Here is a 19,162-nt window from a genome sequence, read left to right as displayed (position 1 = left end):
TACCAATTTTTCTTACTAAATTACCCCACTGTATAAGAATACCCTCTATGTCCGTTTTTGGGTTTAAAAATATATTTGGCATATCGCCTGCCAACAAGGGGCATGGCTGTACCGGGCCACTGATTTGCCCTTAAATGAACAGTCGGCGGAACTCCCATTGATCAGCAAAGGACAAATCGAAAAAGAATGGAATAAGGATTATACTAAGGCATGGTAGTTTTACCAGGCGGCCCGGCACAGCATTGAGAATAGCTGGACTGAACTCTGTGCGTTTATGCTGCACCAATCGGTGCAGCATATTTGTATGGCCTTGTTCAGGATAATGATGGGCTACCGCTCCAATACCCATAACCTTATCCGGCTGCTGTTACTGACAGGCTGCTTCTCACCACGATTACTTCGTGTGTTTCCAGGTAGTACAAAGGAGGAAACTGAATTGTTCGACTACTTGCAGGAGGCTTATGCCGGTGCCCGCTATAAAGAAGAATACTCAGTGCCTGCTGATAAAGCAACCATACTGGTCAGGCGGGTTAAACTACTACTAAGTTTTGCTGAACAGCTCTACGCAGACAAATTCATTACCCTTGAAGAAGCGCCCATTTTTTCTTTTCCTTTAACCCCAAACCATGCCCCGGAAAAAGACTGACCCCCGATTTAAAGAAAGAATACCTGTTTTCCTGCAAATGATCGGTGATACCTTCCATTTCCTGCGACTGGAAAAAGGAGTATCCATCCAGCAGGTAGCCAAAGCCATTAAAATGGCTCCTCTCACCATTAGTAACATAGAAAAAGGCAGTAACCAGGGAATTCGGTATCTCACTTTTATACGGTTATGCACTTACTATGATGTAACAGCGAGGGAGTTCTTTTCTGGTTCAGGATTTACTTACCAATTTTATGCAGAAGGGATATAGATCAGGGGCATTATGCTGGCCTCATTTAACTTCGCTTTATTTTGTTTTAATTATCAGCAATTAAAATCGAATCCTTTTAAATAGATTTCAAATGGTTTTTAATTCCCCGGATAAGATGCCGATTCGTTTTTTGTAAATAGGGCTTATAGTCTCTCTTACGTTGTTGTGCTTGTTAAGGCTATAGTTCTTGCCAAATCAAACAAAATCAACTACGATCGGATATAATCGCACTCGATCGCATACAATCGGATAAAATCGCTTACCTACACTTTTCGCGCGTCGTAACTTGGCTGTGTAATCCATTTATCCAAACAAATCAAAATGTATGCAAAAATTTTTCAAAGAAGAATTCCAGGTACCAATCGATGCGATGGTCGAAGTATCAAGTGTTAAATGTGAACACAATCTTCACCATATAATCCTTGAGGTCGACGAGTATGAAGAGATCATCACCATGCAATTGGAATACTCGAAAGAAGAAAGAGAGGTCATTCATAAAATTGAAGATGCAATAGATGACTATTCGCAAAGCGATGATGACGACGAAGAAGAAGAGGGCGACGATGAGTAAGCCTTCTCCTATATCATGACCAGAAAGATGCTGTAAGAGAAGGCTATGCCATGTTGTAATGTATAATATCACTCGCTCATGTTTATTGACGCGGGTGATATTATAACTGTTATGGATATATCATAATCCATTTGAAATTTTGATGTGCATTTTGTATATTTAAACCAATCCTATGAAACCCCACATGATTCCCTTGCCCAAGCTTAAAATGGGTAATTCTGAAGAGGGAGGCGAAGAAGAAAAAGGTAAGCTGTCAATTGCTAAATGTCGTGAGCTATTGAAAGAAGAAGGTCGAAACCTAACCGACGAACAAATCCTTAAAATTCGAGATTTCATGTACCGGTTGGCGGCTATCGGCTGGGAGCAATACCAGTACCAGCAGCAACAAGCTAAAGTTATTCACCTCGAAGAACATAAAACAGTAAACAATGAAAACAGCCATTGTTTACGTACGGGTTGGTACCGATGAGCAAAGCGAAAAAGGATATTGTTTACAACACCAGGAAGAGCGTTTGCGTCAATACTGCCAGTACCAAAATATCGAGGTAGTAAGATTTTACAAGGAAGATCATTCCGCTAAAACATTTGAAAGGCCAGCGTTCAATGAACTGCTGGCTTTTTTATAAAAGAACAAGCAGGCTGTAGACTTACTGCTTTTCCTAAAGTGGGATAGGTTCAGTCGTAATGCGGGGGATGCTTACATGATGATCAGCCGGTTGAATAAGTTAGGTGTAGAGCCACAGGCTATCGAAGAGCCCATTGACCTGAACATCCCGGAGAACAGGATCATGCTGGCTTTTTACCTGTCAGCCCCGGAGGTGGAAAATGACAGGCGTTCGCTCAATGTCATTGCTGGTATGCGCCGGGCTATGAAAGAGGGCCGGTATGTAACTACAGCTCCCAAAGGGTTTAAAAACGTCCGTAACGAGCTGAACAGGCCCATCATAGTCCCCGGCAAGGATGCCCATTTAATTCAATGGGTATTTGAAGAGGTGGCAAGAGGCGTATACACCGTCAAAGATGTATGGCGCATGGCAAGGCGAAAGGGATTGGACGTAGGACGTAGCAATATCTGGTACCTGCTTCGTAACCCCATCTATTACGGGAACATCTTCATACCTGCCTATAAAGATGAACCGGCTATGTTGGTTCAGGGCCTTCATGAGCCTCTTATCAGCGAAGCCCTATTTTATGAAGTACAGGATGTATTGGATGGCAAGAAAAGGAAAACGACCTCCAAATACACTGCTCAAAAAAGAACTGCCATTAAGGGACTTTATGCAATGCCCCAAATGTGGCCGCAACCTGACCGGCAGCGCTTCCAAAGGCAAAGGAGGTAGGTATTTCTATTACCATTGCATATCTCCCTGTGGCAACCGGCTAAAAGCTGAAGATGCCAACGATAAGTTCATCAAAAAGTTAGCAATAGCAGTCAAAGAAGAGCATATCACCCTTTTTGAACACGTCATGAGGGATCATTACCATAAATCCAATAAAGACAATAGCAAGGTTGCCAGCGAGCTAAAAGCAGAGATTGAAAAGAATCGTGAACGGATTGCTAAAGCCCAGCAATTAATGGTAGATGGGGAGTTGCCTGCTGCGGATTACCGTGAAATTAAGATACGTTATGAAGCGGCGATACAAAGACAGGAAAGGGAGCTAAATAGTTTATCCCAGGTAGATAACAACCTCCTGGAATATGCAGAGGCGGCGGCAGACATCTTACGGAACCTTCCTATGTATTTTTCAACAGCCAGCCTGCCGGTGCAACAAAAGATCGTGAGTTCAATATACGCGGAAAAACTGATTATTGATGAAAAGGAATGTCGAACCCCGAAGTACAATGATGTGATCGAGTGGATAAGCACGCTGGGCGCGGCTTCCGGCGAGATCAAAAAACAGGCTTCCAAATTTGGAAGCCTGTCCGACTGGGTGACCCCCTGGGACTCGAACCCAGGACCTACTGATTAAGAGTCAGTAGCTCTAACCAACTGAGCTAGGGAGTCTATTCCTGTTACTGTTCGATATTGTGATTACAAAACCGGATTGTAAAAGGGATTGCAAAAGTAAGGAAAGTCAATGATATGAAATACAGTTTGGCTAAAAATGTCAGCTTCCGACCGGAAATTCTCGCCGGGGAGGATTGCTGCTTCCATTTTTAGCAAGGATTTTGCATAGGGTAGGGGAGGCCGTTCCAATAACCGGCCTCACCCCTTAAAATCAACTATTTATGAAAAACACTTCTCTCGTCCTGGTCTGCTTGCTCCTGGCAACAGCCTCCCTGGGCCAGTTAAAAGCCAAAGTCATTTGCGCGCCTTTTGATGTTGATATCCTGGAAGGAAAAGTGAATGGTATGAAGGCTACCATTGGCGCCGGGGAGTTAAAAAATAAATTCCCTTGTTTTACCAGCGCTACCAACGACAGTGCCAAATGCGGCGAAGCGATCTACTTTAAGGACAAGGATATTACCTTCTATACGGGCAGGGACTATGTAGAGATCGGGGAAAAATTCAAAGGAAAGATCAGTCTACCACTGATCGGGGCCAGCCGGGGCAGTTTATTCAAATGGTTGGGCCATCCCAAGATAAAAGATGATACCTGGGATGCTTTTCAAACAGCCTATGGCACCTTAGTACTGCACTACAACAAAGCCAATAAGGTACGGCTTATGCAATTCAGCACCCGGGATACGGGTTCCTTAACCTTGTGTGAGTAGGCTGCTGTACAAAGCATGGCAATAAAGGATGCTGGTGTATCTTGCGCGCTAAAGTATTGGGATGTACACAAGAGAGGATATTTCCAGGCAAAAGCAAGCCTTCTGGACAGCATTTGGCAGGTATATGCAGCCGGTATTATCTGCTGAAGGTATGCCAGTGAGCTGGCTGAATTATAAAACCGGGGTAGGTGGTATCCATTTTAAAATGGATGTAGAGCGGGATCACGCTGTGATCATGATCCTGTTGTCGCACAGTGATAGTATGGTGAAACATTCCTTTGAAAATTGATTGAAGTCACGAAGGCTTCCTGGCAACGAGGAAATATTGTTGCCCGCTACGCTGTATACATGTTGTCTCTTGCATCTTAAATCCCGTATTGATTATCGTGCCTTCCAATTCAGCAAGGTTGAATAACCTGTGGGGCGGTATCAGTCCAACTTTGCTAATCAATAAGAGGGCAATACCGGTCAATGACCTCTTGCCCAGGCAAGGGGTTACAGAAATAAATAGTCCTCCTGGTTTTAACAAGTCATGTATTCTATGCAAGGCCTTAGGCATGTTCTCCAGTAAATGAAGCATATAGATGCCCAGGATCACATCAAATGTGCCGGACTTGTATTCCTCATCAAACAGTATTGTATGCTTGTAGTGTATGTTGGGGATATGGCGTTCATTGGCTTTGTCTTGGGCGATCTGGATCATTTGGGCCGAACTATCAATACCATATACGGTATGTACCTCATGAGCAATTTCGTTGGCCAGAATACCGGTTGCGCATCCAAAATCCAACACTTCATGCTGTTTGAGGAGGTATTGAGTTATTTTTTCAAGGATCTTAATCCGTACCTGCTGATCCTTCATTTCTTCTTTGTCGTATGCTGCTGCGTTCTTGTTCCAAAAGTTTACTGATCTATCCATTTTGCGTATGGTTGTTTTTAACCATGGTAAAAATAACCAATTAGTTTCCAGCTTCCCTACCATCGATCACTACCTGGCGGAAACGGTAAATGAGCACCAGGGTTGTATAGGGTAGTGGCGTCCAGTTTTGTACATCCTGGGGGATCATTTACAAGGGCCGGTCATTAGCAGAGTGGTTAATGGATGGGTTTCTATTGTTGAATGCGACGGTAGAAAAACTTTTGCTGAAGGATCACCTCAGCTTGCGGATCACGGCTGATAATATAACGGATTATACCGACCGGTTGATGCCTGCTCAACCCGGTCGTATAATATTGTTGGGTGCTACTTATCGCTGGTATAAAGATTAGTTGGGAAGGAATAGTTTTTAGAATTTTATGATCACTTTGCCGAATGCCTTGCCCGATTTGAAACGATGAAAAGCATCCTGCACTTTTTCGAGGGGATAAACGCTGTCAATAACAGGTTTGATATTATTTACTTCAATGGCATTTACAAAGTCACCTAACTCCTGTGCATTCCCCACTGAATAAGCCTGTAGCCGAACATAATTGGTAATTAATGGGATCAGGTCGATGGTGAGCTGCGTGCCTGTCATCAAGCCGATCAACCCCACAAAGCCATGTTGTTTTACAGAAAGGATGCTTTGTGCAATGGTATTGGTTCCGGCTACATCCAGGGTAATATCAACGCCCCTGCCACTATTCCGTCGTTTTACTTCCTTACTCCATTCCGGAAATTCTTTGTAGTTGATCACTTCATCGGCCCCCAGGTCTTTCAGTGGCCATTCTTTTTGTTTGCTGCCGGTGGTGGCAATCACTTTTAGTCCAAAGGTTTTGGCTATTTGTAAAGCAAAGAGGGAAACGCCGCCACTGCCCTGCACCAAAATCGTTTGTCCTGCCCGGATATTGGCTTGTTCCACCAGGCAGGTCCAAACGGTGAGCCCACCGACGGGCAGGGGGGCTGCTTCTTCATCCGAAAGGTTGCCGGGTGTTCTGACCAGGGTATTTTCGGGTTGCACGGTATATTCGGCCAACAGGCCCGGTGCTGAAAAACTGGTTCTTAGCTGATCGTGGTACGGCGTATTTCTGCCTGCTTCCCAACGGACAATAAAGGGTATGATGACGCGATCGCCCTTTTTCCAACGGGTTACTTTGCTACCCACTTCTTCTACCATACCCACGCCTTCGGAAACCGGAATATGGGGAAGGGGAATGCCAAAAGGTATCCTGTTTTCCACAACGATCAGATCATGGTATTCAAGGGAGACGGCGGTGGTTTTTACCAGCACTTCATGTTCGCCTATAACAGGGGTAGGTATCTCTCTAAGGTGTAAATGTTCAATGCCAAACTGTTCTACTTTCAATCCGTGACCTTTCCATTTCATGCGGAGAACCCCAGGCTCATAATTGAGCATTTTGGCATATAGCGTTTCTGGTGGGTTGATAGTTTTGGGCCTTCTAAATCTACCCCACATGAAAAGTGTATTACTGGTTGTTGTTAGTATGGTATGTTCACAGTTAGCCCCTGCCCAAGGGAAACCCATTCCCTTGTATGAAAAAGAGATACCCAATTCAAAGCCAGCGCCAGCCGATTACGTAGAGAATACCGATAGTTCGGGATTGATCAGGAATGTGACGCATCCTACCATCACCCCCTATTTCCCAAAAAAAGGTACAGGAACAGGAACGGCTGTTATCATTTGTCCAGGTGGTGGTTATGCCGTGTTGGCATCAGCAGGCAGTGCAAAAGTGGCCAGGGCCTTTACTGATATTGGGATTACGGCTTTTGTGCTGAACTTCCGCCTGCCCAATGACCTGATCATGCAGGATAAGACCATTGGTCCCTTGCAGGATGCTCAAACGGCTTTGGCATTGATCCGTAAGCGGGCGGCAGCCTGGGGCATCAATCCGCAGAAGGTAGGCTTTGTGGGTATATCGGCAGGGGGCACCTGGCAACAACGGCAGGCACCCATTATGATAGGCCGGTGATCGAGAATAAAGAACAGGTCAACCTGCGTCCCGGTTTTATGGTCCTCGTCTATCCGGTGATCCTGTTCGATACGGCCATAGAAAGCGGTACCCGTGAAAACCTGATAGGCGCTGCAGCTCAACCCGCACTCATCGATCATTTCAGCAATGAAAAGCATGTGACGGCCGCTACACCGCCCAGCTTCCTGGTACATGCGGCAGACGATGATGTGGTACCTGTAAAAAACAGCCTTGTATTCTTCAATGCCTTACTGGTAGCCCATGTGAAAGCATCCATGCATATTTTTCAATCGGGCGGACATGGGTTTGGTTTCAACGATCCCAATACTAAATGGTTTGACTGGTGTAGAAATTGGTTGAAAGAGAACGGATTCTAAAAATATCCCGGTATCTTTTGGGAGGATTTCCTATTCTCCCATCCAATATGAAAAACAGCTCATTATCCCGGTCCTGGTGGCCCTTATCCTTATTGCTGCAGCATTCAGCAAACCTTCTCAGTTACCTGCTGAACCTGCCAAGACCCATTTTACATGGACAGGCGCCTGGCAGCCCACCCGCAAAAGTGCGGGTGATGGTATTACAAAGCTCGATACCAAGATTGGTCAGTTTATTACCCTGCCCAATAAGGAGGCCATGGCGCAGGTGATCTTCAACATCCATCATAAATTTCCAGGCTCCGCACCCTGGGCCACCTGGGCAGTAGGCGATCTGTCGCGGGCTACACCCGCTTATGCCGGTATTTCGGACGAAACACATGAAGCCTGGTTGTCTTATATGGATCGGCTGGGTGTAAAAATATTCCTGGAGATCTTTCCCTTTAAAGCAAATGCCAGGAAAGGCACTACTGCTACGGATGTTCCTGCCACAATGGATACCTGGCTACAGAAATTCAAACACCACCCATGTGTTGCCGGTTTGGGCATTGAACTGGAGTATTGGGGAAAAGCGACTGATTCGGCCGTTGCTGCCTGGGATGCGAAATTGAAATCGCATAAATCCGTTTACCGCTTATTCCTGCGCCATTATGATGCTGCATATATGCCGCCTGCTTATCGCGGTAAAGGGGATCTAATCTTTATCAACGATGCTTCAGAAGGCACCATCGAAGAACTGAACCAGGGTTTTGCCAATTGGGCCAATCGCTTTGCGCCCACAGCTGTTGCATTCAAGTAGGTTACCCCGCCGATGAGGATGGCATGAATGGCAGTGCAGACCTGGGTTGGTGGAAATTAAAAGACCCGATAAGAGATTGGGGCGAGGCCATTCTTCCTTTGATCAAAGATACTAAGCAGGAATTAGGATATATTTGGGTCACTGCGCAATCGGGCAAATCCTATCATACAAAATGGGATATCACTAAAGGAGCCCGCTTGCCTGCACACCCATGAATACAAGTACCATGAGATCATTGTTTTTGTTATTATTACTGCCCACTGGCATTTTGTGGGCACAGCCTGCCAAAAAACACAACCTTCAGTTTGACCACCTGGCTACGCGTTGGGATGAGGCCATGCCACTGGGCAATGGTATGTTGGGCGCCCTGGTATGGGGCAAACAAGATCAATTGCGTTTATCGCTCGACCGGGCCGATCTATGGGATGAGCGAAAGGCCATGGACCTGTCGGCCTTTAATTTTAAGTGGGTAGAGGAGCAGGTATTGAAAAATGATTATGCTCCTGTACAGCGATTGGGCGACCGGCCTTATGATGCCATAGCCTACCCTACCAAATTACCGGCAGCGGCCATGGAATTTGATATCCATACTTTCGGCAAAGTGCGGTCCAACACCCTGGATATTGAAACGGCTCTCAATACCATTCAATTTGAATCGGGTATTGTATTCCGCTGTTATATCCATGCTACCTTGCCACAGGGCTTCTTTAGTTTTGAAAACCTGCCGGCAGCCCAAGCCGCCCAGGTGCTGCCAAAGCTTATTGTACATAATTACAACAGGGATAAAAGCCCCACCGCATCCGATAACAGCCATGCAGGCCAGGGGTTGGAAAAGCTGGGGTATGCAAAAGGAACGGTTACCCAAACGGCCGGTTCTATTCATTACAGGCAGCCTACTTACGATGGCCATTATTATGAAGTGCGGATACAATGGAAACAGTTTCCCGGCAACCGGGTCATTGGTACCTGGACCATTACAAGTGATAAACCTGCGTTGTTGCCTGCTTTATCTGTTGCTGCTAAAGAGCCTACCGGCTGGCCTGCTCATATAAGCTGGTGGAAACAATTCTGGAGCCGCTCGGCTGTTCAAGTGCCTGATGAACTGATCGAAAAACAATACTATTTAGAACTGTATAAGCTGGGTAGTGTAGCGAGGGCTGGTGCGCCGGCCATTACCTTACAAGCTGTTTGGACGGCAGACAATGGCAGCCTGCCACCCTGGAAAGGTGATTTTCATAATGACCTCAACACGCAATTGAGTTATTGGCCCACATATACCGGCAATCACCTGGCCGAAGGGGCCACGTTTACAGATTGGTTGTGGAAGATGAGGCCCAAGAACCTGCAGTATACCCGGCAATATTTTGGTGTAGCGGGGTTGAATGTGCCGGGTGTGGTAACCCTGAGTGGTGATCCTATGGGCGGATGGATTCAATATTCCTTATCGCCTACTGTAAGCGCCTGGTGTGCACAGCATTTTTATTGGCAGTGGAAATATTCCATGGATCCGCGTTTCTTGCAGGAACGGGCTTATCCTTATATCCATGAGGCGGCTACCTATCTTGAAAATATCACACGCCTGAAAGATGGCGTCCGGAAATTACCACTTAGTTCTAGTCCGGAATACAACAATAACAGCATCGATGCCTGGTTCAGGGATTGGAGCAATTTTGACCTGTCCTTGTCAAAATATTTATTTACAGTGGCTGCTGAGGTAGCTGTTGCTGCAGGCAGGCCACAAGAGGGAAAGCATTGGCAAACCATATTGAGCCAGCTACCGGATTATGAAACCAATGAAACCGGATTTACCGTTGCGCCTGGTCAAAACCTCAATGAATCGCACCGCCACTTCTCCCAATATATGGCCATCTACCCCTGGCATTATTAGATTATAATAAAACCCGTGATAAGGAGCTTATTGACAAATCGCTGGCGCGCATTGAAGAAAAAGGCACCCGCGCCTGGTGTGGTTATTCCTTTAGCTGGATGGCTTCTTTATATGCCAGGGCTTATAAGGCGGATAGTGCATGGAAGCAGTTGCAGATCTTTGCTGCTAATTTCTGTTCACCCAATAGTTTCCATTTAAATGGCGATCAGAAGGGTGGTCAATACTCCGGTTTTACTTATCGTCCATTTACCCTGGAAGGCAATTTTGCTTTTGCCCAGGGGCTGCAGGAAATGTTGTTGCAAAGCAGGAAGGGCTACCTGGAAGTATTTCCGGCGGTGCCCCGTAGTTGGAAGGAAGCATCTTTTACCAACTTAAGAGGGAGGGGGCATTTCTGGTAAGCGCCATCAAAGAAAATGCCGTACCTGTATCAGTGAAGGTGTTTGCTGAAGCCGGTGGTATACTAAAGATCAAGCTGCCATTTAGAACCTGGCTGGTAAAAATATACCCTCCTCACTGGTGACGGTGAATGAGGAAGGCGTTTTATCCGTACGGTTAAAAAAAAAGGACAAACCGTAGTGTTTGAGAATGGCTATGAATAGTTGTAAGGCTATCACACAGTGATGGTGGCTTTTCCTTTCTCCAATGCCAGGAACTTATTTACACAAGAAGGGATCTCGGCCTGGTAATGGCTTACATACACCAAGGTAGTAGGCGATTTTGCACAGATAGTATCTACCAGCTGACGGAATAACTGCGTATGCGCTGCATCCAATCCCTGGCAAGGTTCATCCAGGATCAATAGTGCTGGGTTTTGATCAGTGCCCGGGCTAGTAAAGTAAGCCTTTGTTCGCCGGCAGATAATCTCGACAGTCCATGCTGTGCTTTGGCTTCCAGTTGCATCACCTTGATCCATTGATTCACCAGTTCTTCCTGTTCTTCGCTAAGCGTACGGAACAGGCCGATGGTGTCAAATAAACCAGAGGCAATAGCCTGGAAACAGGTAGCTGTATAATCAAAATACAAGTGCATTTCGGGCGATACATAGCCTATCTTTTTCTTGATATCCCAGATACTTTCTCCACTGCCGCGCAACTTGTCGAATAAATAGATTCTATTGGCATAGGCCTGCGGATTATCGCCGGTGATGAGGCTAAGCAGTGTTGATTTGCCTGCGCCATTGGGGCCTGATACACTCCACCGTTCACCACGCTTTACTTCCCAGTCAATATGGTTCAGGATATACTTCCCTTCATACTGGATGGTTACCGCTTCCATTTTAATAGCCGTGGTAAAATCAGTTTCCGGTGTGCCAGTTATAGCTTGTAATGCTGTTGTAATGGGCAGGGATATATTTTCCGGCTCAGGGGCGCGGTATTGATGGACAGGAACAGCACTGCCAAGCACGCCTTTTTGAAGGGTAGCTACATGCGTAATGCAGGGCGATAATTGATCGGGTGTAGTGATTAAGAGTAAGGTAATGCCGGAAGTGCTGATCTTATCCAGTATCTGGTGCAGGATGGCCCGGCCATTGACATCGAGACCCACAAAGGGATTGTCTAGCACCAGCAACCTGGGCTGCCGCAACAAGGCAGTGATGAGTTGTAACCTTTTATTTTCACCATTGGATAATTGTATCAGGGGTTCTTCCAGCAGTTTGTCAATTTGCAGCAGGGATATCCATTGTTGGGCGGCTGCTTCATTGGCGGGTGTAATATACCCGGCCAGGGTTTGAGCTACGGTAGCCGTTTGTTCCGCATCGAAGGAGTTAAAACGTTGCTGGTAATAGAAGTCACTCCGGTTGGTAAGGTCTTTAAACCGGTGTTGTTGTTCTACTACTACAATGGAATGGTGAAAGGTTTCCGGTATGCCAAAGCAGGCATGGATATGACCACTGAAAAATGACGGCCTTCCAGCGTATGGGCCAGTACTGTTTTACCACTGCCCGATTGACCGGTGATGGCCCAATGCTGTCCATCATAAATACTAAGATTGATATTGTCTAATACTTTTTGTGCCCCCAGCTTTACTGCAACCTGATCTAATTGTAATAATATCTCTGCCATGGTAATCCTTCCTTATAAGTGGGGCAAAGATAAGGGATAAAAAAAGCACACCACGGTTATAGGATATTCCTATGCCGTGGCATGCTCTGAGTGAGGATCAATAACTATAAATCTAATAGACTATTGTTCCAGTTTGATTTCGCCTACATCTGTGGGTTGTCCATCAACCACTGTAACGCCATCTTTCGCTGCATTCTTATAAGGTGGCTTTGCTTCAATGATCACGCGATACGTACCAGCTTTTGCACCGGTAATTTCAAAAGCGCCTTTATCGATAGTTGCTTTCAGCGTATCCGTGCCTGATAAGGCCCATGCACGTACTCCACCGTCAGCGGGTGATACTGTACCTTTAACGGAACCTGTTTGAACAGCCTGGAAGGCGAATAATCCTGCAGTGGCGGCAACAATGCTTAATCCCACCAATTTTGACTTGATGCTTTTCATAATAAAGCTAAATTATAGGTTAATAAAAATGGTTGCTTAATAGACTCTCTTACGGTTGTTTTGGAGTAGTGGGGTTATGTACAAGTAGACAAGGACTATGCCATAATCTTTTTCAGTTGACAAAAAATAAATTAACAACTCTTTGCCCGGCGCAAGCCAATGCAATGGCTTTCATGGCACGATTGTTTTAATGCGCTGTTTTTATTTACACTTTTGTTGAGCAAGAAAATCTACACGCAGTTGATTAAGAATTTATTTTTGTTAGCGCTCATAGCACGTTGAATAAAAAAGGATCAGACCAACCAGGAAGGTAGAACGAATATGATACTGCACCTGATACAATGCTTACTCTACCGTATTTCATTAAAATAATTTTATTTTTTTAGTCTCCTTTCGGCATGTCATATACAGCCCGGATGATAGGGTAGTTATAATTACTGTGAATTAAGCGGCCAGCCATTCGCCGGTAAATTTTGTCATCTAGCCGTTATTTATCGGGGAGATTTTTTTATTTCAGTAATTTGGTAGGGAAACTGGTGCCTTCAAAATGCTGGTTGGCAGATAAAATACCTGGATTGCTCTATTTTTAGCCCCGGCAACCAACAGTTTTGAACCATCATACGTAGTCATATTAAACAATTCAGCATGTTGGCCCTCAACCGAAACTTATTGCCTACTGTATTTCTGCTTCTGATCTACTGTTCCGTCTTTGCCCAGCAAAAGCAAAAAGTTGACCGTTGCGGAACGGTCGGGGCCCTTCAAAAGCCCTGGAACGCAATCCCGCTTTAAAAGCCAATTTTGAATCCTCGGTCCAGGAACTGCGCCAGGTAACTACTTTACGCCAAAACCAGCTTAACGGCGCCCTGCGGGAAGAAGGTGACCCCATCTATGTGCCGGTGGTCTTTCACATTGTTTTACAAAATCCTAATCAGGTAACTGATGCCCAGGTACAGGCCCAACTGGATGTACTCAACAAAGATTTTGCGGGACTCAATGGCGATTCTACCAAGATTCCCGGCTATTTCAAACCCCTGTTTGGCAAGTCGAAGATCCAGTTCAAACTGGCACAGCGTACGCCCAATGATGAGCCTTCCAACGGTATTAACCGCTACGTTACCACCCGCGCCTCGTATGCCTATACTGATAATACCCTTAAATACACTGCTTCTGGTGGAGCTGATTCCTGGGATCCCACCCGCTACCTTAATATATGGCTTACCAATATATCGGGCGGCATTCTGGGCTATGCTACCTTTCCCGGTGGTAGTGTGGCCGCCGAGCAGGGCGTGGTAGTATTGTACAGCAGTGTACCAGGCGGCAGCGCAGCCCCTTACAATAAAGGCCGTACCCTGACGCACGAAACCGGCCACTACTTTTTCCTGTACCATATATGGGGAGATGACGATGGCGCCTGCTCGGGCACTGATTACGTAGACGATACACCCAACCAGTCGGCCGAAACAGGTGGATGCCTGACCGGTCTTCAAACCGATGCCTGTGCTCCTGCTGCCACGGGTAAGATGTACCAGAATTATATGGACTATACGGACGATGCGTGTATGGTGATGTTCACCCAGCAACAAGATACCCGGATGGAAACTGCCTTTAATTTATACCGGGCTTCCCTGCTCAATTCCAATGGGGCCGATCCCGTGGTGTTGAAAAATGTAAACGCCTCCCTGCGCAGCATCAATAATCCTGCTTACCGCGTGTGCATTGCCAGTTTTGCGCCTTCCATCACCTTGCGCAACATGGGTATTCAAACCCTGACTGCTGCCAATATCTATGCCAGCATCGATGGAGGTACACCCGTAGGTACTGCCTGGACAGGCTCCCTGGCAAGCCGGGCTACTACCAATATAACCCTCAACAATCTTACTACTGTGGCCGGTAAACATAACCTGAAGATCTATGTAACCGATCCCAACGCCACCACCGATGGTGATATGAAAGATGATACGCTTACCACCGTTTTTGAATATTTTCCCCGGTTGATCCGTCCCTTACCGAAGGGTTTGAAGGCAATACTTTCCCGCCACAGGGTTGGGATATCGTAAATCCCGATAGTTACCTTACCTGGGAAAAGGTGACCGGCATAGCCAAAACCGGCAATGCGTCGGTGGTGATCAAGAACCTTCAATATGAACAAAACGGTCCGAAGGATTACCTGCGCCTGCCCTTGGTGAACATTGGTACAGCCGATTCGGCCTTCCTTTCCTTCCAGGTGGCGGCAGCCGTGGCAACCGATCCCTCTACTGCAGGCAATGTATGGGATACCTTGCAGGTACTGGTAAGCACCGATTGTGGTAATACCTATACCAGCCTCTATAAAAAATGGGGCGGCTCGCTGATTACCCGTAAAACGCCTATTACTACCTCTTTTGTACCCAATTCAACCGAATGGCGCAAGGATTCGGTCAACCTGACCAGCTATATTGGAAGCGGACCCATAATGGTAGCATTCCTGAATAGTTCTGAATACGAGAATAATATTTACCTCGACGATATCAATCTGTATAAGGTGCAGATCAATCCCAATTTGAAGGAGAAGGGGGTACTGGTATCGCCCAATCCTACCAGCGGCGCGCTGACGGTGCAATTTTATCCCAATCCCACCAACCTGAAGGGAATTGCTATTTATAATGTAGCAGGTCAAAAGTGGCTGAAAGACTGGTAGGCAATAACAATGCTACCACCCGGTATGATTTTGACCTAAGTCCATACGCCAATGGTCTATATTCTGTGCGTGTGGTGTTCAGCGACCGGACGGTGGTGCAAAAGGTGATCAAGAACCGGTAATTAGGTTTTCTGGTGAAATAAAGATCAAACCGGCTTTTGCGGCCCCTGGGTCGCCGAAAGCCGGTTTTCTTATGCCTCCTGCCAGTACTTAGTACCTATGATGGTCCTATCATCTACCTCGTATCTTATGGTCATCTTAGGGTCATCCTAGGGTTATCTTAGGTTTATCTTAGGGTTTAAACCCTAAGATAAGCCGAGAATAAGCCAAAGATATCCCTAAGAAAACCTTATTCACAGAGAAGGTACAGAGGTAGATCATAGGCTGAAGCAGGACGAAGGCCGGTATTAGGTTAAACTGTAATGCAAATAGTTCATCGTCAAGCCTTTTTCCACAAATCGTTAATATCTAGCGGAAACAGCTTCTGACTCGCTTTTCCTATATTTGCCCGTTCTGGAAAAAGGGGCAGGGTAGCGGCTGCCCTAAAAAAATGGGGCACCAATTTGTTTTTTCTCGTATTTCGCAGTTTATTGCCTTGGAAATCAGGACACAATTGACTGCGGCGGAATAGCCGCCTGGTTGATGATTTGGGCCAAGTGGCTAATAATCAATATTGTATAGAAAACCTTAGTTGATAACATAAAAACAATTCCCCGATTGGCGGGGAGAATGGATATGGCAAAAGAAAAAGACAGCAACCTGTTTGATTACAATGAAGAGTCGATCCGTAGTCTTGACTGGCGGGAACATATTCGTCTGCGACCTGGTATGTATATCGGGAAACTGGGCGATGGCAGCAGTCCGGACGATGGCATCTATGTATTAATAAAAGAAGTGATTGATAACTGTATTGACGAGCATACCATGGGATATGGTAAACATGTGGATATTACCATTGAAGGTAAAACAGTTACCATCCGCGACTATGGCCGTGGTATTCCGTTGGGCAAAGTAGTAGATGTAGTGAGTAAGATCAATACCGGCGCTAAATATGATAGCAAGGCCTTTCAAAAAGTGTGGGATTGAATGGAGTAGGTACCAAGGCGGTCAATGCTTTGAGTACTTATTTTAAAGTAACGGCTTACCGTGAGGGTAAGGAAAAGACGGCAGAATTTGAAAGGGGGTATTGACCAAGGAACACAAAGAAGCCAAATCAACGGAAGAGAATGGAACGATGGTATCATTCGTGCCCGATGATACGGTATTCAAGAATTTCCACTATATCCATGAGTACCTCGATGGGCAGCTCTGGAACTATTGTTACCTTAATGCCGGATTGATCATTAACCTCAATGGCAAGAAGTATGTGAGTAAGAATGGCTTGCTGGACCTCTTGCAGCGTAAAACCAATGAAGATGAACTGCGCTATCCTGTGATCCACCTGAAGGGGGAAGACATAGAGGTAGCCATCACACACGAGAATCAATATGGGGAAGAATATTATTCCTTTGTAAACGGGCAGTATACGACGCAGGGAGGTACGCACCTGGCCGCTTTCCGCGAAGGATACGTGAAAACCATTCGCGATTTCTTCAAGAAGGATTATGATGCGGCGGATATCCGTGCCAGCATTTGTGCAGCGGTATCGGTTCGTGTACAGGAGCCGGTATTTGAGAGCCAAACCAAAACAAAACTGGGTTCGCAGGTCGTATATGATGGCGGTCCTACTATGCGGAACTTTATAGCGGATTTCCTTTCCAGGGAGTTGGACAATTTCCTGCACCGTAACCCCACTACCGCCGAATCGCTGAAGAAGCGTATTGAACAAAGTGAGCGGGAGCGCAAGGAATTGGCGGGCATCAAAAAGCTGGCCAATGAGCGGGCAAAAAAAGCCAATATGCACAACCGTAAGTTGCGCGATTGCCGCTTTCACCTCAATGATGAAGCTACCGGAAAGGACAAGGATAATATACTGGAAAAGCAAAAAGAGAGTACCATCTTTATTACCGAAGGTGATTCGGCCAGTGGATCTATCACCAAAGCCCGCCAGGTAGAAACGCAGGCGGTATTCAGCTTGCGTGGTAAGCCCCTCAACTGCTTTGGTCTTACCAAGAAAGTAGTATATGAGAATGAAGAGTTCAATCTCTTACAACATGCCCTCAATATTGAAGAAGGGTATGAGGGCTTGCGTTATAACAATATTGTAATTGCTACCGATGCGGATGTGGATGGTATGCACATTCGCTTGTTGTTAATGACCTTCTACCTGCAATTCTTCCCCGACCTGGTGAAGAATCAGCACGTGTACATTCTGGAAACGCCATTGTTCCGCGTACGTAATAAACAGGAAACGATCTACTGTTACGATGAAGGAGAAAAGCAGGCTGCTATTAAAAAGCTGGGCGGCAAACCCGAGATCACCCGCTTTAAAGGGTTGGGTGAAATATCGCCCGATGAGTTTGCCCACTTTATAGGTCCTGAAATGCGTAAACAGCCGGTGATCATTGAGCAAGGGAACATATCCAGCAACTGTTGGAATATTATATGGGCAAAAATACCCAGGAGCGCCAGGAGTTTATTATTGATAACCTTAAAGTGGAACTGGACCTGGTAGAAGAAGGGGCAGGGGAAAAGAAAGATTAACCATGTTTGAATTTCATGCCGACCGGAAACGATACTTTGATATCCAGCGCGATAATGCTGAACGTTTTGTAATTCCGTTTATTGAAGAAAAGTTTCCTATTAAACCAGGGCAACGCATACTGGAAATAGGTTGTGGTGAAGCGGGGGTATTGATGGCCTTCCTGCAAAAAGGATGTATCGGCGTAGGGGTGGAATTGGATTCACCGCGCCTGGTTCATGCCAGGGAATGGACAAAAGAGTTCCTGGATGCCGGGAAAGTAACTTATATCGACAAAGACATTTATAAGGTAGATGTAGAACGCGAATTGGGGGAAGTTTGATGTCATTGTCCTGAAAGATGTGATTGAGCATATTCATGATCAGCCCAAGCTGATTGCTGCAATGAAAGGGCTGCTGAACCCCGGCGGTTGTATCTTTTTGGTTTTCCACCCTGGCAAATGCCATTCGGAGGCCACCAGCAGATCTGCAAAGGAAAATGGTTGAGTAAGCTGCCCTGGTACCACCTGCTGCCACGCAGCTTGTACGCCTATATTCTAAAACGGAATAATGAGCCCGTAGGGGATCTACTGGAAATAAGGGATACCCGTATTTCCATCGAACAATTTGAACGAATTGCTAAAAAAACGGGATATAAGATAAGTTTAAGCAGGCATTACCTGATTAATCCGATCTATGAGTATAAATTTGGATGGAAGGCCCGGAAGCAATTGGGCATTTTCAGGCATATTCCCTGGTTTCGCAATTTCGTAACCACCTGTGTATATTATCTCATAACACCTGAATAGAAAATTCAAGTAATGATCCATATAGTTTTTAATGAAGCTGATGTTGATGTACTGAAAAAGCCATTGAGCTGGATGAAACCCTGCAAGGAGATGTGATTCAGATAAAAGACGATTATGCAGTGGGGCCATTAACTGGTATTTATACCACCGAAGGTATAGAAGCCCGCAAGCAATGGTGGCGTGATATTTTGGCCGGTGGGGATTATGACGGCAAAGTAGAAGCTCAGGAAGTTGACGACAATAGGGTAGTGGCTGAGTTGGTGGAACGTTTACAAAACGAACCCACTGAACTGGTTTGGATCTGGGCCGCCCAGAATAAACATGATGTAAGTGGCTATTATTGGCTCATGAGCCAGTTGAAGGATTTTCAGGGAAGGT

Annotated in this window: 29 protein-coding genes, 1 tRNA gene and 3 pseudogenes; 25 read left to right on the top strand and 8 right to left on the bottom strand. The window is 45.9% G+C overall.

The window, feature by feature from the left end; all coding sequences use genetic code 11:
- Window positions 1-274 precede the first annotated feature (274 nt).
- From RS881_RS41310 to RS881_RS60640, 7 genes and pseudogenes are all read left to right on the top strand, one after another.
- Complete coding sequence (locus RS881_RS41310) at window positions 275-646, top strand: HEPN domain-containing protein (RefSeq protein ID WP_315816124.1); 372 nt, start codon at window positions 275-277, stop codon at window positions 644-646.
- The gene (locus tag RS881_RS41305) at window positions 627-914 is read left to right on the top strand and encodes a helix-turn-helix domain-containing protein (protein WP_315816123.1); all 288 of its coding nucleotides are present in this window, start codon (window positions 627-629) and stop codon (window positions 912-914) included. The genes RS881_RS41310 and RS881_RS41305 overlap by 20 nt, the downstream gene beginning before the upstream one ends.
- Window positions 915-1,239: 325 nt before the next feature.
- A complete protein-coding gene (locus RS881_RS41300) occupies window positions 1,240-1,485 on the top strand; it encodes a hypothetical protein (protein WP_315816122.1) in 246 nt (81 codons plus the stop codon).
- A 172-nt stretch (window positions 1,486-1,657) separates the two neighbouring features.
- Window positions 1,658-1,954 carry a hypothetical protein gene (locus RS881_RS41295; protein ID WP_315816121.1) on the top strand — a complete coding sequence of 99 codons (297 nt, stop codon included), beginning with the start codon at window positions 1,658-1,660 and terminating at the stop codon, window positions 1,952-1,954.
- Window positions 1,914-2,312: pseudogene (locus tag RS881_RS41290) on the top strand (recombinase family protein); the annotation flags it as partial. The gene RS881_RS41295 and the pseudogene RS881_RS41290, both read left to right, overlap by 41 nt.
- Before the next feature lie 30 nt (window positions 2,313-2,342).
- Entirely contained in the window at window positions 2,343-2,825 is a 483-nt protein-coding gene (locus RS881_RS41285) for a recombinase family protein (protein ID WP_315824769.1), read from the top strand.
- Window positions 2,764-3,456, top strand: a complete 693-nt coding sequence (locus RS881_RS60640; RefSeq protein WP_350340300.1) for a recombinase zinc ribbon domain-containing protein — start codon at window positions 2,764-2,766, stop codon at window positions 3,454-3,456. Before RS881_RS41285 ends, RS881_RS60640 begins: the two co-directional genes overlap by 62 nt.
- On the opposite strand, the gene RS881_RS41280 is transcribed toward RS881_RS60640, so the two are convergent.
- Window positions 3,415-3,492, bottom strand: a tRNA-Lys gene (locus tag RS881_RS41280). The two genes, RS881_RS60640 and RS881_RS41280, sit on opposite strands and share 42 nt — an antisense overlap.
- Window positions 3,493-3,715: 223 nt before the next feature.
- Here RS881_RS41280 and RS881_RS41275 point away from each other — a divergent pair.
- A complete protein-coding gene (locus RS881_RS41275) occupies window positions 3,716-4,201 on the top strand; it encodes a hypothetical protein (protein ID WP_315816120.1) in 486 nt (161 codons plus the stop codon).
- Between the two features lie 61 nt (window positions 4,202-4,262).
- Window positions 4,263-4,490, top strand: coding sequence for a DUF4268 domain-containing protein (locus RS881_RS41270; RefSeq protein ID WP_315816119.1), 228 nt, complete (start codon window positions 4,263-4,265; stop codon window positions 4,488-4,490).
- 6 nt (window positions 4,491-4,496) lie between these two features.
- Here RS881_RS41270 and RS881_RS41265 read toward each other — a convergent pair whose 3' ends face one another.
- Entirely contained in the window at window positions 4,497-5,120 is a 624-nt protein-coding gene (locus RS881_RS41265; RefSeq protein ID WP_315816118.1) for a class I SAM-dependent methyltransferase, read from the bottom strand.
- A gap of 179 nt (window positions 5,121-5,299) precedes the next feature.
- On the opposite strand from RS881_RS41265, the gene RS881_RS41260 reads away from it, so the two are divergent.
- The gene (locus RS881_RS41260) at window positions 5,300-5,470 is read left to right on the top strand and encodes a hypothetical protein (RefSeq protein ID WP_315816117.1); all 171 of its coding nucleotides are present in this window, start codon (window positions 5,300-5,302) and stop codon (window positions 5,468-5,470) included.
- Window positions 5,471-5,487: 17 nt separating this feature from the next.
- Here RS881_RS41260 and RS881_RS41255 read toward each other — a convergent pair whose 3' ends face one another.
- The gene (locus RS881_RS41255) at window positions 5,488-6,597 is read right to left on the bottom strand and encodes a zinc-dependent alcohol dehydrogenase family protein (RefSeq protein WP_315816116.1); all 1,110 of its coding nucleotides are present in this window, start codon (window positions 6,595-6,597) and stop codon (window positions 5,488-5,490) included.
- Here RS881_RS41255 and RS881_RS41250 point away from each other — a divergent pair.
- From RS881_RS41250 to RS881_RS41225, 6 genes are all read left to right on the top strand, one after another.
- On the top strand, window positions 6,596-7,111 hold the full coding sequence (locus tag RS881_RS41250; RefSeq protein WP_315816115.1) for an alpha/beta hydrolase: 516 nt from the start codon (window positions 6,596-6,598) through the stop codon (window positions 7,109-7,111). The genes RS881_RS41255 and RS881_RS41250 overlap by 2 nt on opposite strands.
- Window positions 7,108-7,488, top strand: a complete 381-nt coding sequence (locus RS881_RS41245) for an alpha/beta hydrolase family protein (protein ID WP_315816114.1) — start codon at window positions 7,108-7,110, stop codon at window positions 7,486-7,488. Before RS881_RS41250 ends, RS881_RS41245 begins: the two co-directional genes overlap by 4 nt.
- Window positions 7,489-7,564: 76 nt before the next feature.
- The gene (locus tag RS881_RS41240) at window positions 7,565-8,284 is read left to right on the top strand and encodes a hypothetical protein (protein ID WP_315816113.1); all 720 of its coding nucleotides are present in this window, start codon (window positions 7,565-7,567) and stop codon (window positions 8,282-8,284) included.
- A gap of 23 nt (window positions 8,285-8,307) precedes the next feature.
- A complete protein-coding gene (locus RS881_RS41235; protein WP_315816112.1) occupies window positions 8,308-8,499 on the top strand; it encodes a hypothetical protein in 192 nt (63 codons plus the stop codon).
- Between the two features lie 11 nt (window positions 8,500-8,510).
- Window positions 8,511-10,172 (top strand): glycosyl hydrolase family 95 catalytic domain-containing protein, encoded by a 1,662-nt coding sequence (locus tag RS881_RS41230; protein WP_315816111.1) that lies wholly within the window; start codon window positions 8,511-8,513, stop codon window positions 10,170-10,172.
- Complete coding sequence (locus tag RS881_RS41225; protein WP_425476401.1) at window positions 10,121-10,570, top strand: glycosyl hydrolase family 95 catalytic domain-containing protein; 450 nt, start codon at window positions 10,121-10,123, stop codon at window positions 10,568-10,570. The genes RS881_RS41230 and RS881_RS41225 overlap by 52 nt, the downstream gene beginning before the upstream one ends.
- Window positions 10,571-10,782: 212 nt before the next feature.
- Here RS881_RS41225 and RS881_RS41220 read toward each other — a convergent pair whose 3' ends face one another.
- The 5 genes and pseudogenes from RS881_RS41220 to RS881_RS41205 form a co-directional block, all read right to left on the bottom strand.
- The gene (locus tag RS881_RS41220) at window positions 10,783-10,971 is read right to left on the bottom strand and encodes an ATP-binding cassette domain-containing protein (RefSeq protein ID WP_315816109.1); all 189 of its coding nucleotides are present in this window, start codon (window positions 10,969-10,971) and stop codon (window positions 10,783-10,785) included.
- On the bottom strand, window positions 10,968-11,759 hold the full coding sequence (locus RS881_RS41215; protein ID WP_315816108.1) for an ATP-binding cassette domain-containing protein: 792 nt from the start codon (window positions 11,757-11,759) through the stop codon (window positions 10,968-10,970). The genes RS881_RS41220 and RS881_RS41215 overlap by 4 nt, the downstream gene beginning before the upstream one ends.
- Window positions 11,760-11,777: 18 nt before the next feature.
- A pseudogene (locus RS881_RS60635) lies at window positions 11,778-12,014 on the bottom strand (ATP-binding cassette domain-containing protein); the annotation flags it as partial.
- On the bottom strand, window positions 12,008-12,235 hold the full coding sequence (locus RS881_RS41210; RefSeq protein ID WP_315816107.1) for an ATP-binding cassette domain-containing protein: 228 nt from the start codon (window positions 12,233-12,235) through the stop codon (window positions 12,008-12,010). The gene RS881_RS41210 and the pseudogene RS881_RS60635, both read right to left, overlap by 7 nt.
- 120 nt (window positions 12,236-12,355) lie before the next feature.
- Window positions 12,356-12,679: a carboxypeptidase-like regulatory domain-containing protein gene (locus RS881_RS41205; RefSeq protein ID WP_315816106.1), complete on the bottom strand. Its 324-nt coding sequence runs from the start codon at window positions 12,677-12,679 to the stop codon at window positions 12,356-12,358.
- 737 nt (window positions 12,680-13,416) lie between these two features.
- Here RS881_RS41205 and RS881_RS41200 point away from each other — a divergent pair.
- The 9 genes and pseudogenes from RS881_RS41200 to RS881_RS61935 form a co-directional block, all read left to right on the top strand.
- Entirely contained in the window at window positions 13,417-14,736 is a 1,320-nt protein-coding gene (locus RS881_RS41200; RefSeq protein ID WP_315816105.1) for a M43 family zinc metalloprotease, read from the top strand.
- A complete protein-coding gene (locus tag RS881_RS41195) occupies window positions 14,658-15,356 on the top strand; it encodes a choice-of-anchor J domain-containing protein (RefSeq protein WP_315824768.1) in 699 nt (232 codons plus the stop codon). Before RS881_RS41200 ends, RS881_RS41195 begins: the two co-directional genes overlap by 79 nt.
- Window positions 15,338-15,478, top strand: coding sequence for a T9SS type A sorting domain-containing protein (locus RS881_RS41190; protein ID WP_315816104.1), 141 nt, complete (start codon window positions 15,338-15,340; stop codon window positions 15,476-15,478). Before RS881_RS41195 ends, RS881_RS41190 begins: the two co-directional genes overlap by 19 nt.
- A 595-nt stretch (window positions 15,479-16,073) precedes the next feature.
- A complete protein-coding gene (locus RS881_RS41185; protein WP_315816103.1) occupies window positions 16,074-16,442 on the top strand; it encodes an ATP-binding protein in 369 nt (122 codons plus the stop codon).
- Window positions 16,443-16,542: 100 nt separating this feature from the next.
- On the top strand, window positions 16,543-17,970 hold the full coding sequence (locus RS881_RS41180; protein WP_315816102.1) for a toprim domain-containing protein: 1,428 nt from the start codon (window positions 16,543-16,545) through the stop codon (window positions 17,968-17,970).
- Between the two features lie 31 nt (window positions 17,971-18,001).
- The gene (locus RS881_RS41175) at window positions 18,002-18,319 is read left to right on the top strand and encodes an SAM-dependent methyltransferase (RefSeq protein WP_315816101.1); all 318 of its coding nucleotides are present in this window, start codon (window positions 18,002-18,004) and stop codon (window positions 18,317-18,319) included.
- 19 nt (window positions 18,320-18,338) lie between these two features.
- Window positions 18,339-18,482 carry a class I SAM-dependent methyltransferase gene (locus RS881_RS60630; protein WP_350340000.1) on the top strand — a complete coding sequence of 48 codons (144 nt, stop codon included), beginning with the start codon at window positions 18,339-18,341 and terminating at the stop codon, window positions 18,480-18,482.
- Complete coding sequence (locus RS881_RS41170) at window positions 18,479-18,784, top strand: hypothetical protein (RefSeq protein ID WP_315816100.1); 306 nt, start codon at window positions 18,479-18,481, stop codon at window positions 18,782-18,784. Before RS881_RS60630 ends, RS881_RS41170 begins: the two co-directional genes overlap by 4 nt.
- 92 nt (window positions 18,785-18,876) lie before the next feature.
- Window positions 18,877-19,113: pseudogene (locus RS881_RS61935) on the top strand (DUF1835 domain-containing protein); the annotation flags it as partial.
- Window positions 19,114-19,162 lie beyond the last annotated feature (49 nt).

The organism is Paraflavitalea speifideaquila, from assembly GCF_032395985.1.
In the GTDB taxonomy this organism is placed as follows: domain Bacteria; phylum Bacteroidota; class Bacteroidia; order Chitinophagales; family Chitinophagaceae; genus Paraflavitalea; species Paraflavitalea speifideaquila.
The sequence above is the reverse complement of the archived record's forward strand: the minus strand, read 5'-3'. Positions and strand labels throughout refer to the sequence as shown.